Below are 13,645 nucleotides of genomic sequence, written 5' to 3'. Positions count from 1 at the left end.
ACTGGCAAAGGGGCGCTGTTTTACCCCGCCAGAAAGGCCGATTTTCCCGATGTCCCAGATGATCCGCGTCACCCTTCCCGATGGCTCTGCCCGTGAAGTCGCGCGCGGGACTACCCCGGCCCAGATCGCCGCCGACATCGGACCCGGTCTCGCCAAGGCCGCGCTCGCCGCGAAGATCGACGGCGAGCTGCGCGACATCATGCGCCCGCTGGAGGAAGACACCAACCTGTCGCTGGTCACCAGCCGCGACGAGGCCGACGCGCTTGAACTCTTCCGCCACGACTTTGCGCATGTCCTAGCCGAAGCGGTGCAGAACCTGTTTCCGGGCACGCAGATCACCTTCGGCCCGTCGACGGGCGACGGCTTCTACTACGACTTCGCCCCGACCGCCGAGCATGGCCCGTTCCGCGACGACGAACTGCCGCTGATCGAGGAGGAGATGCGCAAGATCATCGCCGCCGACCTGCCGCTGACGCGCGAAGTGTGGGACCGCGACAAGCTCATCGCCAAATGGGCCGCCGAGGGCGAAAGCTTCAAGGCCGAATGGGCGCATGAACTGCCCGAGGGTGAGGAACTTACCGTCTATCGTTCGGGCGACGGCTGGATGGACATGTGCCGCGGCCCGCACTTGGCCTCGACCGGCAAGCTCGACCCCGCCGCGTTCAAGCTGACGCGCGTCTCGGGCGCCTATTGGCGTGGCGATCAGAAGAATGCCCAGCTCAGCCGCATCTACGGCACCGGCTGGCTCAACAAGAAGCAACTCGCCGAGCATCTCGTCCGGCTCGAGGAAGCCGCGAAGCGCGACCATCGCAAGATCGGGCGCGAGATGGACCTGTTCCACCTCCAGGAAGAGGCGCACGGCAGCGTCTTCTGGCACCCCAAGGGCTATCGCATCTACCGCGAGCTCGAGGCCTATATGCGCCGCGCGATCGACGGCTCGGGCTATCAGGAGGTCAAGACCCCGCAGGTGATGGACGCGCGCCAATGGGAGCAGTCGGGCCACTGGGGCAAATATCGCGAGAATATGTTCGTCATCCCCGACGAGGTGCCGAACATCGAGGACGAGGGGCCGATCGTCTCCGACGACGCCGAGTGGATGGCGCTTAAGCCGATGAACTGCCCCGCGCACGTCCTGATCTTCCGCCAGGGGATGAAGTCGTATCGCGACCTGCCGCTGCGCATGGCCGAAATGGGCTGTTGCCACCGCAACGAACCGCACGGCGCGCTCCACGGCATCATGCGCGTGCGCCAGTTCACCCAGGACGACGGCCATATCTTCTGCCGCGAGGACCAGATCGTCGACGAAGTCCGCGATTTCTGCGCACTGCTCGACCGCGTTTATAAACAGCTCGGCTTCGAAAAATATGCGGTGAAGCTCGCGCTGCGCCCCGACATGCGCTTCGGCACCGAAGAGATGTGGGACAAGGCCGAGGCCGAACTGCGCGAAGCCGTCGAGCGCGCCGGCATGGCGACCGAGGAATATGGCTGGGAAGAACTGCCGGGCGAGGGCGCCTTTTATGCGCCTAAGCTCGAATTCCACCTGACCGATGCGATCGGCCGCACCTGGCAGTGCGGGACGATCCAGTCCGACCGCGTGATGCCCGAGCGCCTCGACGCGAGCTATATCGGTGAGGATGGCGAGCGCCATCGCCCGGTGATGCTCCACCGCGCGATTCTCGGCACTTACGAGCGCTTCATCGGCATATTGATCGAGCATTTCGCCGGCCGCTTCCCGACCTGGCTCGCGCCGGTGCAGGCGGTCGTCGCGACGATCGTCAGCGACGCCGACGCTTATGCCAACGACGCCGTGGCCCAGCTCGTCGCAGCGGGCATTCGCGCCGAAAGCGACGTCCGCAACGAGAAGATCAACTACAAGGTCCGCGAACACAGCCTCGCCAAGGTTCCCTACCTGCTGGTGGTCGGCAACCGCGAGGCCGAGGAAGGCACGGTCGCGATCCGCACCCTCGGTCAGGACGGCCAGCGCATCATGCCGCTCGCCGAGGCGATCGCGATGCTCAAGGGCGAGGCGACTCCGCCCGACCTGCGCGGTTGAGCGCGGCGCCAAAGCGTCGGCCGCGCCGGTGGCTGCGCTGGCTGATGCTGCTGGCGTTGATCGGCGCCGCGCTGGTCGGCAAGGGGCTGTGGAACGCGTCGCGCGATCCGATCGTGCGCACCGCAACGCTGGCGCTCGCCGACTGGCCGGCGGGCGAACCGCCGCTCCGGGTACTGCTGATCTCCGATACCCATGTCGCGGGTCCCGACATGCCGCCCGAACGGCTACGCGCGGTCCTGCGCCGGCTGAATGCGCTCGATCCCGACCTGATCCTGCTCGCGGGCGATTTCCACAGCGGCAAGACTCTCGCGACGCGCCATTACTCGGCCGCCGAACTCACCGCGCCCTTCGCCGAGGCGAAGGCGCGGCTCGGGGTGGTCGCGGTGCTCGGCAACCATGATTACTGGTTTCAGCCCGAACCGATCGCGAAGGGATTGGAGGCTGCGGGCGTCACCGTGCTGCGCAATGGCGCGGTGCGGCGCGGGCCGCTGATCGTCGGCGGCATCGATGACGAGGTCACCAACCACGCGCGCCTCAAGCGCGCCTATGCCGCGATGGATGCGCTCGGCGGCGGACCGCGCATCATCGTCAGCCACAGCCCCGACATCGTCCCCGACCTGCGCGCGCCGGTCGATGCCGTGTTCGCCGGCCACACCCATTGCGGCCAGATCGCGCTGCCGCTGGTCGGCGCGCTCAGCTACGCGTCGAAATATGGCGACCGCTTCGCCTGCGGCGACATGACCGACCATGGCCAGAAAATCTTCGTCGGAGCGGGGCTGGGCACCAGCATCTTGCCGCTGCGCTATGGCGTCCCGCCCGACGTGTGGCTGGTGACGCTGGGGTCCAAGGCCGCGCCGCGATGACCGGCTCTTGGCACGCGATCGGGCTGTCGCCTTTGCTTTTCGCCATTGCTGCCGCGATGACCTTCGGCGCAGCGCTGGTGCGCGGCCTCACCGGGTTCGGCATGGCGATCATCCTCGTGCCGCTGCTCGGCATGATCGTCGCGCCGGGCGAGGCAGTGGTGCTCGGCATCATCCTGCAACTGCTGATCGGGCCGGTCGGCTTCAGGCGCATCGCCGCCGATGCCGACCGCAGAAATGCGGTGCCGATCGCGCTGCTCGCGATGCTCGCCACCCCGCTCGGCATGCTTGCGCTGAAGGCGGTGACCCCCGACGTCGCGCGGCTGCTGATCGCCGCGGTCGCGATCGGCGCGTTCCTGGTCCTGTTCCTGCCGCAGCATCCCGACGGCCACAGGCCGGGGCGCGTCGCGATCGGCCTGACCGGAATATCCTCGGGCATTCTCACCGGCTTCGCCGCGATGCCCGGCCCACCCGTCGTGCCCTTCTACCTGCGCCAGCGCATCGTCCCCGCGGTCGCGCGCGCATCGATGATGCTGATCTTCTTCGCGACCGCGATCGCCGGAACGCTCGCGTCGCTGTGGCTCGGCCTCGCGACGCACAAGCTGTTCCTGCTGGCGCTGCTGCTGTTCGTGCCGATGTGGCTCGGCGACCACCTCGGCACCCGCGCTTTCGGGCGGGTGCCCGATCGGATATGGCGCAGCATCGTCGCGGTCGTGCTGGGTCTCGCGGCGGTGTCGGCGGCGGTGCGGTTGCTGGGCTAGAGGCTCCGCAGCGCGCTCGCCGGGCGCACCGACAGCAAAGGCCAGCTTCCCGCGATCCCGATCAGGAACGCCAATCCCGCCCCGCCGAGCAGCGTCATCCCGACCACGAACGGGTCGGGCGCGAAGGTGAAGTCGAACAGCTGGGTCACCACATACCAGCCCGCCGCCAGCCCGATGCCGAGCGACAGCGCCGCGAGGATCAGCGCCAGCACCGCATATTCCAGCCCCTGCGCCCCCAATATCTGCCCGCGCGTCGCGCCCAGCAGTTTCAGGATCACGCTGTCGTAGACCCGCCGCTCGCGGCTCGCGGCGATCGCGCCGATCAGCACCGCGATGCCGGCGAGGATCGCGATGCTCGCCGCCGCCGCGATCGCCTGGCTCATCTGGGTCAGCAAGGTCGTGACCTGCCCGATCACGTCGCGCACCGCGATCAGCGACGCCGAGGGGAAGGCGCGCGGAATGCTGCGCGCCAGCTCCGCCTCGGCCGCCGGCGGTACCGCGACCGTCGCGACCATATTGTGCGGCGCCGCGTCGAAGCTGCCCGGCGAAAAGACGAGCACATAGTTCAGCCCGAAATTGTCCCATTCGACCGTGCGGAACGACGCGACCTTGCCTTGCACCTCGACCCCCAGGACATTGACCGACAGCGTATCGCCGATCTTGAGGCCCAGCGAGGTCGCGACCTCCGCCTCGACGCTGACCAGCGGCGGTCCCTTGTAATCGGCGGCCCACCATCGCCCGGCGGTGAGTTCGCTTCCGTTCGGCAAGGTGGGGCTGTACGTCAGCCCGCGGTCGCCGCGCAGCACCCACGCGCCCTCGGGCAATTCGGCGAGTTCGTCGACGCGCTGCCCGGCAAATTCGGTGACGCTGCCGCGCAGCGCCGGGATCATATTGACCTCGGCATCGGGCGCCGCCTTCGTCACCATCGACCGAAACTCGGCGGCGCCGCCACGCGGAATGTCGAGCACGAAGAAACTCGGCGCGCGCTGCGGCACGGTGCGCGAAATCTCGGCGGTGATGCTCGTCTGGATCGCCGCGAGCGTCACGAACAAAGTCAGCCCCAGCCCCAGCGCCACCACCAGCGCCCCCGTCGCCGCACCCGGCCGGTGCAGGTTCGCCACCGCGAGACGCAGCAGCGGCTGCTTCGGCCGCGGGGCGAGGCTCGCCGCCTTGCGCACCAGCCAGCCGATGCCGACGAGCAGCAGCAGCAATCCGGAGGCGGCGCCGACAAAACCGAGCGCGAACAAAGGCTCGCGCGCCGTCCCGACCGCGAGCGCGATAATCGCCGCCAGCGCGGTGCCGACCGCGAAGATCGTGCGTTTCTCGGGCCGCGCCATGCCGTCGATCGTCGCGCGGAACAGCCCCGCCGCCGGCACCTGCCGCGTCGCCGCGAGCGGGGGCAGGGCGAAAGCGATCGCGATGAGCAGGCCGTAAGCCGCGCTGATGAGCAGCGGCAGCGGATAGATGGCGACCCCTGGCTTCACCGGCAAAACATCGCCCGCGACCGCCGAAATCGCCGCGGGCGCGAGCGCGCCGACGACGAGGCCGGCGAAGATCGACACCGCCGCGACCGCCAAAATCTGCAGGCCGTAAATGCGCATAACGGTGCCGCTGTCGGCGCCGAGCACCTTCAGCGTCGCCAGCCCCGGCCGCTTGCCCGCAAGATAACTTGCGACGCCATTGCCGACCCCGATCCCCGCGATCACCAGCGCCGCGAGCCCGACCAGCGATAAAAACTGCCCCATGCGTTCGATGAAGCGCCGCGTTCCGGGCGCGCCATTGCTGCGGTCGGTAATCTCCCACCCCGCTTCGGGGAATTGTCCGGTCAGCCTTTTGCCGACCGCCTCGGGATTGGCGTCGTCGGGCAGGCGGACGCGATATTTGCTCTCATAGAGGCTGCCCGGCTGGATCAACTGCGTCGCCGCGAGATCGTTCAGCCCGATGATCGCCACCGGCCCTAGCGTGAAACCTTCGCCGAGCCGGTCGGGCTCGTCGGCGATGATGCCGTCGATCCGGAAGCTCTTGTCGCCGAACTTCACATTCTCGCCGACCTGCAGGTCGAGCCGCGACGCGAGGTCGGCGCCGACCCAGATCGCCCCCGCCGGCGGCGGCCCGCGCCGGACGCCGCTCTCCAGCCGCATCGTCCCGTACAGCGGATAGGCGCCGTCGACCGCCTTCAGTTCGGACAGCAGAGCGTCGCCGTCCGGCGCATTCGCCATCGCGCGCATCCGCACCGTCGCCGACGCGTCGCCGACGCCGCGAAACGCCGCCATCTCCTGCGCCGTCGCCTGCCGCTGCGGCAGCCCGAATTCGATGTCGCCGCCGAGGATCGTCTGTCCGCGCGTCTCGAGCTCCGACGTGATCCCGCGCGTCAAACTGCCGATCGCCGCGAGGGTCGCGACGCCGAGAAACAGGCACACGGCCAGCAGCCGCAGCCCGCGAATCCGCGCCGCGAGGTCACGCCGCGCGATACGCCAGAGCGAGGCAAGAGGGAGCATCAGCGCGGCGCCTTGCCGGCGCGTTCCTCGTCTATCCGCCCGTCGTGCATCACCAGCACCCGGTCGCAATGCTCGGCGAGGTCGGGGTCGTGGGTGATGACGAGCAAGGTCGCGCCCAGCGCCTTGCCGCGCGCAAACAACAGGTCGACGATCGCATGGCCGGTCGCGGTGTCGAGATTGCCCGTCGGTTCGTCGGCGAACAGGATCGCGGGTTCGCCCGCCATCGCGCGCGCAATCGCGACGCGCTGTTGCTCGCCGCCCGACAATTGCGCGGGATAATGGGTCAGCCGGTGACCGAGGCCGACGGCCTCCAGTTCGGCCGCCGCGCGCCCGAACGGATCGGCATGGCCGGAAAGCTCCAGCGGCACCGCGACATTTTCCAGCGCGGTCATCGTCGGCAACAGGTGGAACGCCTGCAACACGATCCCGATCCGGCCGCGCCGCGCGCGCGCCAGCCCGTCCTCGTCCAATGTCGTGAAATCGGCCCGCGCGACGTGGATCGTCCCGCCGCTTGCGCGCTCCAGCCCGGCGAGCACCGCCATCAGCGAGCTTTTGCCCGACCCCGACGGCCCGAGCAAAGCGACCGATTCCCCCGCGGCGACGCTGAGGTCGATGCCGCGCAAAATTTCGACGGGGGCCTTGTCGCTGCCGAGCGTCAGCGTCACATTGTGGGCGGCGATCGCGGCGTCGGCCGGCGGTCGGGAAGGTTCGGTCAAGAAGGGACCCTTTGGAATGATCAAGGCCGGATGGCGCTCGTTTGCAATATATGGTTTCGGACTCGCGCTTTGCCAACCGCTCGCGGGTTGCGGATCGGCGGAAAACCCGGCGGCTTCGACGAAGGATACCAGTGCTTCGACCAAGGTCGCCGCCGTCCCCGCCGACGCCCCGCTCGTGATCGCCTTTGGTGACAGTCTCTACGCGGGGTACCAACTCGGCCCCAAGGAAGGCCTCGCACCCCAGCTTCAGGCGGCGCTTGCCGCCGACGGCACGCCCGCGCGCGTCCAGAATGCCGGCGTTTCGGGCGATACCACCGCCGCCGGCCTGCAGCGCCTGACCTTCGTGCTCGACAATGCCAAGGTCAAACCCGCGCTCGTCCTGCTCGGGCTCGGCGGCAACGATATGCTGCGCGGGATCCGGCCCGCCGAGACGCGCGCCAATCTCGACGCGATGCTCGCCGAACTGAAAAAACGCGGCATCCCGGTCGTCCTCACCGGCATGATGGCTTCGCCGAACATGGGCAGCGACTATGCCACGGCGTTCAACCCGATCTATCCCGACCTCGCCGCCAAATATGGCGCGAGCCTCTATCCTTTCATCCTCGACAATGTCGTCACCGACAAGACGCTGATGCTGGGCGACAATGTCCACCCCAATGCCAAGGGCGTCGGGGTGATCGTCGAGGGCCTGGCGCCGCTGGTCGAGGACGCGTTGCCCGACGCGAAATAGGGGCCGTTTCCAATATCGTCGTCATCCCCGCGAAAGCGGGGACCCAGTGCTGTGCTATCCCGCCCCTGGGTTCCCGCTTTCGCGGGAATGACAAAGGGGAGGGATCAGCCCAGCAATTTCCCCGCCCGCACCCGCCAGGTTTCGGCCAGCACATCCATCTCCGCCAGCTCGCGCAGCGCCGCGGGTTCGCGCTTGCCCGCGCCGCCGATCAACAGCCCGAACACCCGCGCGACGCTCCAGTCGGGCAACGGACGTCCGACCAGTTCCAACCGGTCGCCCGCCATGACCACGCCGTCTTCGACCACGCGATAATACCAGCCGCTGCGCTGCGTCCTAACCACCGTCGCGGGCACGCTCGCGACGCCGAAACGATGGCCGAGCTTCCAGCACGGCTGGCGCCCCTGGCTGATCTCGACCAGCGCGCTGCCCAGCCGGTAACGGTCGCCGATGCACGCGTCGTGCTCGACCAGCCCCGCAGTCGAGATATTCTCCCCGAACGCGCCGGGCGCACCAAGCAGTTCATGATCGTCCAGCGCGTCCGCCCACCAGGCATAATGATCGCGCGGATAATGGTGGATCGCCTTGTCGGTGCCGCCATGGACGGTGAGGTCGGCCTGCTCGTCGTCCGCGATGCCCAGCGGTCCGACCCGCAACGGCCCGGTGACGGGGGTTTTGGCGATCGCGCTCGGCTCGCCCTTGTCGCCGAAAACGCGCGCCTTGCCGGTCAGCACCGCGTCGATCGCATAGCCCATGCCGCCCTCCTGTCGCGTCGCCCGGACTCCGCGCTAGCGCCGCAACAAGGAGCAGACAAGCCGGGCCGGTACCCTGCCTTGCATCCATCGCGGGCGCACGACGTTGGTAAGCCGAACCCGTCACAGGAGCATCGCGTGAAAATTTTTGCCTGTTTGCCTGCCTTTATCCTCATTGCCGGATGCAATTCTCCCTCCGAAAGCCCGAATGACAAACCCGCCGAGCGCGCCGCTGCGGCCGATTCCGGCACGCTCCGCTTTACCGATGCCAAGGCGACGACGCCCTTCGCCGAACCGCCGGTCCTGCGCGCGCAGGTGATCCTCGCCCAGCTCGGCTTTTCGCCGGGCGCGATCGACGGCAAGGAAGGGCAATCCTATGTCGCCGCGCTACGCGGTTTCCAGGCGGCGCACGATCTCGACGAAAGCGGCAAGCTCGACGACGCGACGCTCGCGAAGATGCAGCAGTGGAACAATGTCGCCGCGACGCGCCTCGTCGTCATCCCCGCCGCCTTCGCGGCCGGACCCTTCGTTCCTGACTTTCCCGAGGACGCGGCCGATCAGGCGAAGCTTCCCGCGCTCGGCTATCGCAACCTGATGGAAGCGCTCGCCGAACGCTTCCACACCACCCCCGAAACGATCATCGCGCTCAACACCCCCGAAACGCCGGTCGGGGCGGGTAAGGTCCTGCGCGTGCCGAACATCCCCGACGTCGATCCGCTGGCGCCCGCCGACGATCCGCGCGGTTGGGGCGCGACCTTGCAGAAGCTGGGGGTCGCCGCGACCCAGCCAGCCGCCGACAAGCTGGTCGTCGACAAGAGCGAGGGCGTGCTCAAGGCCTATGACGCCGACGGAAAGCTCATTGCTTTATTTCCGGCGACGATGGGAAGCCATCGCGATCCGCTGCCGATCGGGACATGGAAGATCCAGGGCGTCAGCCGCAATCCCGACTTCCATTATAATCCCAAGCTGTTCTGGGACGTCAGCGACAACAAGGAGGCGCAGCTGCTGCAACCCGGCCCTAACGGTCCGGTCGGGGTCGTCTGGCTCGACCTCGACAAGCCGCATTACGGCATCCACGGCACCAACGAACCCCACACGATCGGCCGCGCCGAAAGCCACGGCTGCGTCCGCCTGACCAACTGGGACGCCGCGCGCCTCGCGCAGATGGTCAAGCCGGGGACGGCGGCGGTGTTCCAGAACTGACGGCGGTCGATATCGGGTGATCGCGCCGCTTGCGGGATCATCCCGGGACGACGGCTTCGGGGTGGGAGCGGACGGTCCTTAAATCCTCCCTGTCGCGCAGCGATGGGGAGGTGGCAGCGCGAAGCGCTGACGGAGGGGCCGACGCCGTAGGCGTCGCGCGACCTTTCGGCCCCTCCACCACGCCCTTCGGGCGCGGTCCCCCTCCCCATGGCTTCGCCACAGGGAGGATTTAAACGCCTGCTAACGCCCCAAACCCGCCGTCCCCGCTTACCCCCAACGAAAAAGGGCGGCCCCGCGGGGCCGCCCTTCCTGTTTCGTTCGGTTTCCGAAAAATCAGAAAGCGAAGCCGACGCCGGCGACGAAGCTGTCGAAGTCGCCGAAGTTGCTGACGAACTGGTGGCGATATTCGACCTTGCCGTACACGTTCGAACCGAACTTGTGCTGGTAGCCGGCACCGACATAGGGATCGTCGATGTCGCTGAAGGTGTAACCACCGGTGGCGTACAGCTTGCCGCTCGTGCCGAGCTTGGCGCCGATGCGGCCGCCGGCCGAGAACTGGACATCCGCGCCATCGACGAGGACCTTGTCGCCGGCGACTTCGGCGCCGACGAACGCGGTGCTGCCGAGGTCGAAATCATAGCCTGCTGCGAGGCCGAGCGTGCCTTCGTCGATCCCGTTGCCGGTGATCAGGCCGCCGCGAACTTCGACATGGCCTTCGCCGCCTTCGGCAGCGAACGAGGGGGTTGCGACAACGGCCGAGAGGAGAGCGGCTGCAACTGCGAATTTCTTCATTTTGTTTTCCTTTATCAGTGACGGGACGCGTCCCTTGGAACGCGACCCGCCGCCTAAATGGCGTTTTCGGCTGTCGCTTCAATGAACGGATCATTCAGATTGTGACAATTTTCTTACCTGTGTTGTTTTTGCAACACAGGGGAGGGTTGTCAGCCCAGGGCCGCCTGCTTCTCTTCCGCGATGCGGTCGAGTTCGGCGCGCGTCGGCTTGGTCGCGGCGCTTTTCAGCTGCCCGCACGCGGCCATGATGTCGCGCCCGCGCGGGGTGCGCACCGGCGCCGAAATCCCGGCCTTGAAAATCAGGTTGCTGAACGCGCGCACCCGCTCGGGCGTCGAACATTCGTACATGGCGCCGGGCCAGGGATTGAACGGAATCAGATTGACCTTGGCGTGCAGCCCATATTCCCGGATCAGCCGGACCAGCTCGCGCGCATCGTCGTCGCTGTCGTTCTTGTCCTTCAGCATCACATATTCGAAGGTGATCCGCCGCGAATTGCCCGCGCCCGGATAGTCGGCGCACGCCTGCAGCAGTTCCTCGATGCCATATTTGCGGTTGAGCGGGACGATCTCGTCGCGGATTTCCTTCGACACCGCGTGCAGCGACACCGCGAGGTTGACGCCAATCTCTTCGCCCGCGCGCGCCATCATCGGCACGACGCCGCTCGTCGACAGCGTGATCCGGCGCCGCGACAGCGCGAGCCCGTCGCCGTCCATGACGATCTTGAGCGCGCCCTTGACCTCTTCGAAATTATACAGCGGTTCACCCATGCCCATCATTACGATGTTGGTCAGGATGCGGCCGTCGGCGGTATAATGACCGCCTTCGTCCTCGTCGTCGTCCTCGGGATCGGGGCCAAAGCCGGCCATCGTGCCCTTGGGCCATTCGCCGAGTTCGTCACGCGCCAGCATCACCTGCCCGACGATCTCGCCCGCCGCGAGGTTGCGCACCAGCCGCATCGTGCCGGTGTGACAGAAACGGCAATTGAGCGTGCAGCCGACCTGGCTTGAGACACATAATGTTCCCCGATCGGCGTCGGGGATGAAGACCATTTCATATTCCTGGCCGTCGGCGGCGGCGAGCAGCCATTTGCGGGTGCCGTCGCTCGACACCTGCGCCTCGCGCACCGTCGGGCGGCCGATGATGAAACGGTCGGTCAGCCAGGGGCGCATCGTCTTGGCGATATCGGTCATCGCCTCGAAATCGGTGACCCCGCGGTGATAGATCCAGTGCCAGATCTGCTTGGCGCGCAGCTTCGCCGCCTTGGCGTCTAGTCCCGCCTCGACCAGCACGCCACCGATGGCGTCGCGGGTCAGCCCGACGAGGTCGATGCGGTTGCCGCCGCGCAAGGGGACGGTGCCCGTGGTAACGGGGTCGATATGGCCGGGGATCTGCATGATCGCGGCCCTATAGGGCGGAAGCCGCGTTTAGGCAATGACAAGCCCCTCCCCGTCAGGAGAGGGGCGGCGTGAGGTCAATGCGCGCGCGTCTCGCCCAGCGCTTCTTCGAACTGTTCGAGCGGGCCGACATGCTCCGCGGGCGGTTCCCCGGGGCATTTCGGGAAAATCGCGTCGAGCCGGCGTTTCAGCGTGTCGTCAAAGGTCGGCTGGTTCGAAATTCGGGCGTTGCTGACAGTCAGTTCGGAGCGGATCGCGCCCTTGATCCGTTCGAGCGCGTCGGGGTTCAATATCCCGGCGTTGAGCAATTCCTCGCACAGCTGGATCAGCCCGACCGTCGTCGCATGCGCGCGCAGGCCGATGAAATCGAGCGTCCGGTGCCGCTCGCGGGCTTCCGCATCACAGCGGCTTACTACAGTCATTCCGGCATCTCCCTCTCCATTGCCGTTGCGACCGAACGGCGCGCCGTGAGGGCGTCTTCCGTATCGTTCGGGGACGATCATGCGCCAATGGGGGAGGGGGGGCAAGCGCTTATGTAACTAAGTGTCCCATTCGGAGTGGACAGCGCAATTTTATCCCCTCCCTGCAAGGGAGGGGAATCATGTCACAGCGACTTCAACATCCCCAGAACCGCGGGGACATTCCCGTTCGCCTCGGCATGGCGCAGCGGCAGGACATTCTGCACCAGGATTTCCGCAGGCGTGGGTTCGACCGCGAACATGCTCATCACCTCGTCGGCGAACTCATCGAGCGGCATATAGCCCTCGCGCGTCGACTGACCGGGGGTCAGGTCGGTGCGCACCGCGGGCGGCGCCAGTTCGATCACCTCGACCTTGCCCTCCAGCTGGATGCGCAGCGCGACCGAGTAACTGTGCATCGCCGCCTTGGTCGCCGAATAGGTCGGCGCCTTGGGCAGCGGCACGAACGCCAGCCCCGACGTCACATTGACGATCGCGGCGTCGTCCTGCGCCGCCAGATGGTCGACCAGCGCGTCGGTCAGGCGGATCGGGCCGAGGATGTTGGTGACGACGGTCGCCTCGGCCTGCGCCAGGTCGCGCTTGGCGCTGGCATCCTCGGCGCTCATGATGCCGGCATTGTTCACCAGGATATTGAGCGCGGGAAAGCGCGCGACGATGTCCTTGGCGAAGGCCGCGATCGCATCGGCATCGGTGACGTCGAGCGTCACCGCCTCCATGTTCGCCCGCCCCGCGATCGCCGCGTCCAGCTTCGCGGTGTTGCGCCCGGTGATGATGACGCGGTTGCCCGCGTCGTGCCAGCGCTGCGCGAGCGCCAGCCCGATGCCCGAGCCGCCGCCCGAAACGAGGATGGTGTTGCCGGTGGTTTTCATGGTCTGTCTCCTTGGGGGATGGTGAGAAGACCCAAATACGCCTATACTCTCCAAAAGAAAGAAGGCACCCAAAAGTGCCATAGTTACCCAAAAGAGAGATTTGGATTTTCCGCCATGCCTGCACCTGAAAAAATCGTCTATGATCCCAATGCGCCGGTCGATCCGCGCGTCGAAACGCTCGTCAACGAACTGATCGGCCGAGTCGCCGACAAATGGACCCTACTCGTTCTGGAGGAGCTGGAGGATCACGGAACGTGCCGCTTCACCATATTGTCGCGCCGCGTTCCCGGCATCAGCCAGAAGATGCTGACCCAGACGCTGCGCGCGATGGAACGCGACGGCCTTGTCGTGCGGACGGTGCATCCGGTCGTCCCGCCGAAAGTCGAATATTGCCTGACCGACCTCGGCCACAGCTTGGGCGAAGCCTTTTGCGGGGTGTGGGCCTGGGCCGAAGCCAATCTGGAAAAGGTGGCAAGCGCGCGGTCGACGTTCGACGCGCGGGGATAAGCCGGGACCATGATCGTGCCCGAATCATGGCCCC

Annotated in this window: 13 protein-coding genes; 6 read left to right on the top strand and 7 right to left on the bottom strand. The window is 67.0% G+C overall.

Translation table 11 applies throughout. The features are described 5' to 3' along the window. Positions 1–49: 49 nt before the first annotated feature. The 3 genes from thrS to AC3WS4_RS02475 are packed head-to-tail and all read left to right on the top strand — an operon-like array spanning position 50 to position 3,674. On the top strand, positions 50–2,053 hold the full coding sequence (gene thrS, locus AC3WS4_RS02485) for a threonine--tRNA ligase (protein ID WP_492739968.1): 2,004 nt from the start codon (positions 50–52) through the stop codon (positions 2,051–2,053). Then, the gene (locus tag AC3WS4_RS02480; protein ID WP_492742605.1) at positions 2,050–2,916 is read left to right on the top strand and encodes a metallophosphoesterase; all 867 of its coding nucleotides are present in this window, start codon (positions 2,050–2,052) and stop codon (positions 2,914–2,916) included. Before thrS ends, AC3WS4_RS02480 begins: the two co-directional genes overlap by 4 nt. Further along, entirely contained in the window at positions 2,913–3,674 is a 762-nt protein-coding gene (locus tag AC3WS4_RS02475) for a TSUP family transporter (protein ID WP_492739970.1), read from the top strand. The genes AC3WS4_RS02480 and AC3WS4_RS02475 overlap by 4 nt, the downstream gene beginning before the upstream one ends. Here AC3WS4_RS02475 and AC3WS4_RS02470 read toward each other — a convergent pair. Both AC3WS4_RS02470 and AC3WS4_RS02465 read right to left on the bottom strand, forming a co-directional pair. Further along, positions 3,671–6,172, bottom strand: a complete 2,502-nt coding sequence (locus AC3WS4_RS02470; RefSeq protein WP_492739971.1) for an ABC transporter permease — start codon at positions 6,170–6,172, stop codon at positions 3,671–3,673. The genes AC3WS4_RS02475 and AC3WS4_RS02470 overlap by 4 nt on opposite strands. Continuing rightward, on the bottom strand, positions 6,172–6,888 hold the full coding sequence (locus AC3WS4_RS02465) for an ABC transporter ATP-binding protein (protein WP_492739972.1): 717 nt from the start codon (positions 6,886–6,888) through the stop codon (positions 6,172–6,174). Before AC3WS4_RS02465 ends, AC3WS4_RS02470 begins: the two co-directional genes overlap by 1 nt. A gap of 16 nt (positions 6,889–6,904) precedes the next feature. On the opposite strand from AC3WS4_RS02465, the gene AC3WS4_RS02460 reads away from it, so the two are divergent. Beyond that, positions 6,905–7,618 carry an arylesterase gene (locus AC3WS4_RS02460; RefSeq protein ID WP_492739974.1) on the top strand — a complete coding sequence of 238 codons (714 nt, stop codon included), beginning with the start codon at positions 6,905–6,907 and terminating at the stop codon, positions 7,616–7,618. Between the two features lie 104 nt (positions 7,619–7,722). Here AC3WS4_RS02460 and AC3WS4_RS02455 read toward each other — a convergent pair whose 3' ends face one another. After that, entirely contained in the window at positions 7,723–8,370 is a 648-nt protein-coding gene (locus AC3WS4_RS02455; protein WP_492739975.1) for an MOSC domain-containing protein, read from the bottom strand. 135 nt (positions 8,371–8,505) lie between these two features. Between AC3WS4_RS02455 and AC3WS4_RS02450 the strand changes: the two genes are divergently transcribed. Continuing rightward, positions 8,506–9,570, top strand: coding sequence for a L,D-transpeptidase family protein (locus AC3WS4_RS02450; protein WP_492739978.1), 1,065 nt, complete (start codon positions 8,506–8,508; stop codon positions 9,568–9,570). A 333-nt stretch (positions 9,571–9,903) separates the two neighbouring features. Here AC3WS4_RS02450 and AC3WS4_RS02445 read toward each other — a convergent pair whose 3' ends face one another. From AC3WS4_RS02445 to AC3WS4_RS02430, 4 genes are all read right to left on the bottom strand, one after another. After that, complete coding sequence (locus AC3WS4_RS02445; protein ID WP_056348999.1) at positions 9,904–10,362, bottom strand: outer membrane protein; 459 nt, start codon at positions 10,360–10,362, stop codon at positions 9,904–9,906. Between the two features lie 149 nt (positions 10,363–10,511). Then, positions 10,512–11,756, bottom strand: coding sequence for a 23S rRNA (adenine(2503)-C(2))-methyltransferase RlmN (rlmN, locus tag AC3WS4_RS02440; protein ID WP_492739981.1), 1,245 nt, complete (start codon positions 11,754–11,756; stop codon positions 10,512–10,514). 77 nt (positions 11,757–11,833) lie between these two features. Then, a complete protein-coding gene (locus AC3WS4_RS02435) occupies positions 11,834–12,178 on the bottom strand; it encodes a hypothetical protein (protein WP_056349005.1) in 345 nt (114 codons plus the stop codon). Between the two features lie 182 nt (positions 12,179–12,360). Then, on the bottom strand, positions 12,361–13,104 hold the full coding sequence (locus AC3WS4_RS02430) for an SDR family oxidoreductase (protein WP_492739983.1): 744 nt from the start codon (positions 13,102–13,104) through the stop codon (positions 12,361–12,363). A gap of 114 nt (positions 13,105–13,218) precedes the next feature. Between AC3WS4_RS02430 and AC3WS4_RS02425 the strand changes: the two genes are divergently transcribed. Further along, on the top strand, positions 13,219–13,611 hold the full coding sequence (locus tag AC3WS4_RS02425) for a winged helix-turn-helix transcriptional regulator (protein WP_492739984.1): 393 nt from the start codon (positions 13,219–13,221) through the stop codon (positions 13,609–13,611). The last annotated feature ends 34 nt before the right edge of the window (positions 13,612–13,645 follow it).

The sequence above is a fragment of the Sphingopyxis sp. EU05-FHT14B03 genome, assembly GCF_058790875.1.
This window is presented reverse-complemented; position numbering and strand designations above follow the sequence as displayed.

Excerpts from the sequence above, each read along its gene's own strand:
- AC3WS4_RS02435 (WP_056349005.1), bottom strand. The coding sequence starts at position 12,178 with ATGACTGTAGTAAGCCGCTGTGATGCGGAAGCCCGCGAGCGGCACCGG.
- AC3WS4_RS02455 (WP_492739975.1), bottom strand. The coding sequence starts at position 8,370 with ATGGGCTATGCGATCGACGCGGTGCTGACCGGCAAGGCGCGCGTTTTC.
- AC3WS4_RS02475 (WP_492739970.1), top strand. The coding sequence starts at position 2,913 with ATGACCGGCTCTTGGCACGCGATCGGGCTGTCGCCTTTGCTTTTCGCC.
- AC3WS4_RS02445 (WP_056348999.1), bottom strand. The coding sequence starts at position 10,362 with ATGAAGAAATTCGCAGTTGCAGCCGCTCTCCTCTCGGCCGTTGTCGCA.
- rlmN (WP_492739981.1), bottom strand. The coding sequence starts at position 11,756 with ATGCAGATCCCCGGCCATATCGACCCCGTTACCACGGGCACCGTCCCC.
- AC3WS4_RS02460 (WP_492739974.1), top strand. The coding sequence starts at position 6,905 with ATGATCAAGGCCGGATGGCGCTCGTTTGCAATATATGGTTTCGGACTC.
- AC3WS4_RS02470 (WP_492739971.1), bottom strand. The coding sequence starts at position 6,172 with ATGCTCCCTCTTGCCTCGCTCTGGCGTATCGCGCGGCGTGACCTCGCG.
- thrS (WP_492739968.1), top strand. The coding sequence starts at position 50 with ATGTCCCAGATGATCCGCGTCACCCTTCCCGATGGCTCTGCCCGTGAA.
- AC3WS4_RS02430 (WP_492739983.1), bottom strand. The coding sequence starts at position 13,104 with ATGAAAACCACCGGCAACACCATCCTCGTTTCGGGCGGCGGCTCGGGC.
- AC3WS4_RS02425 (WP_492739984.1), top strand. The coding sequence starts at position 13,219 with ATGCCTGCACCTGAAAAAATCGTCTATGATCCCAATGCGCCGGTCGAT.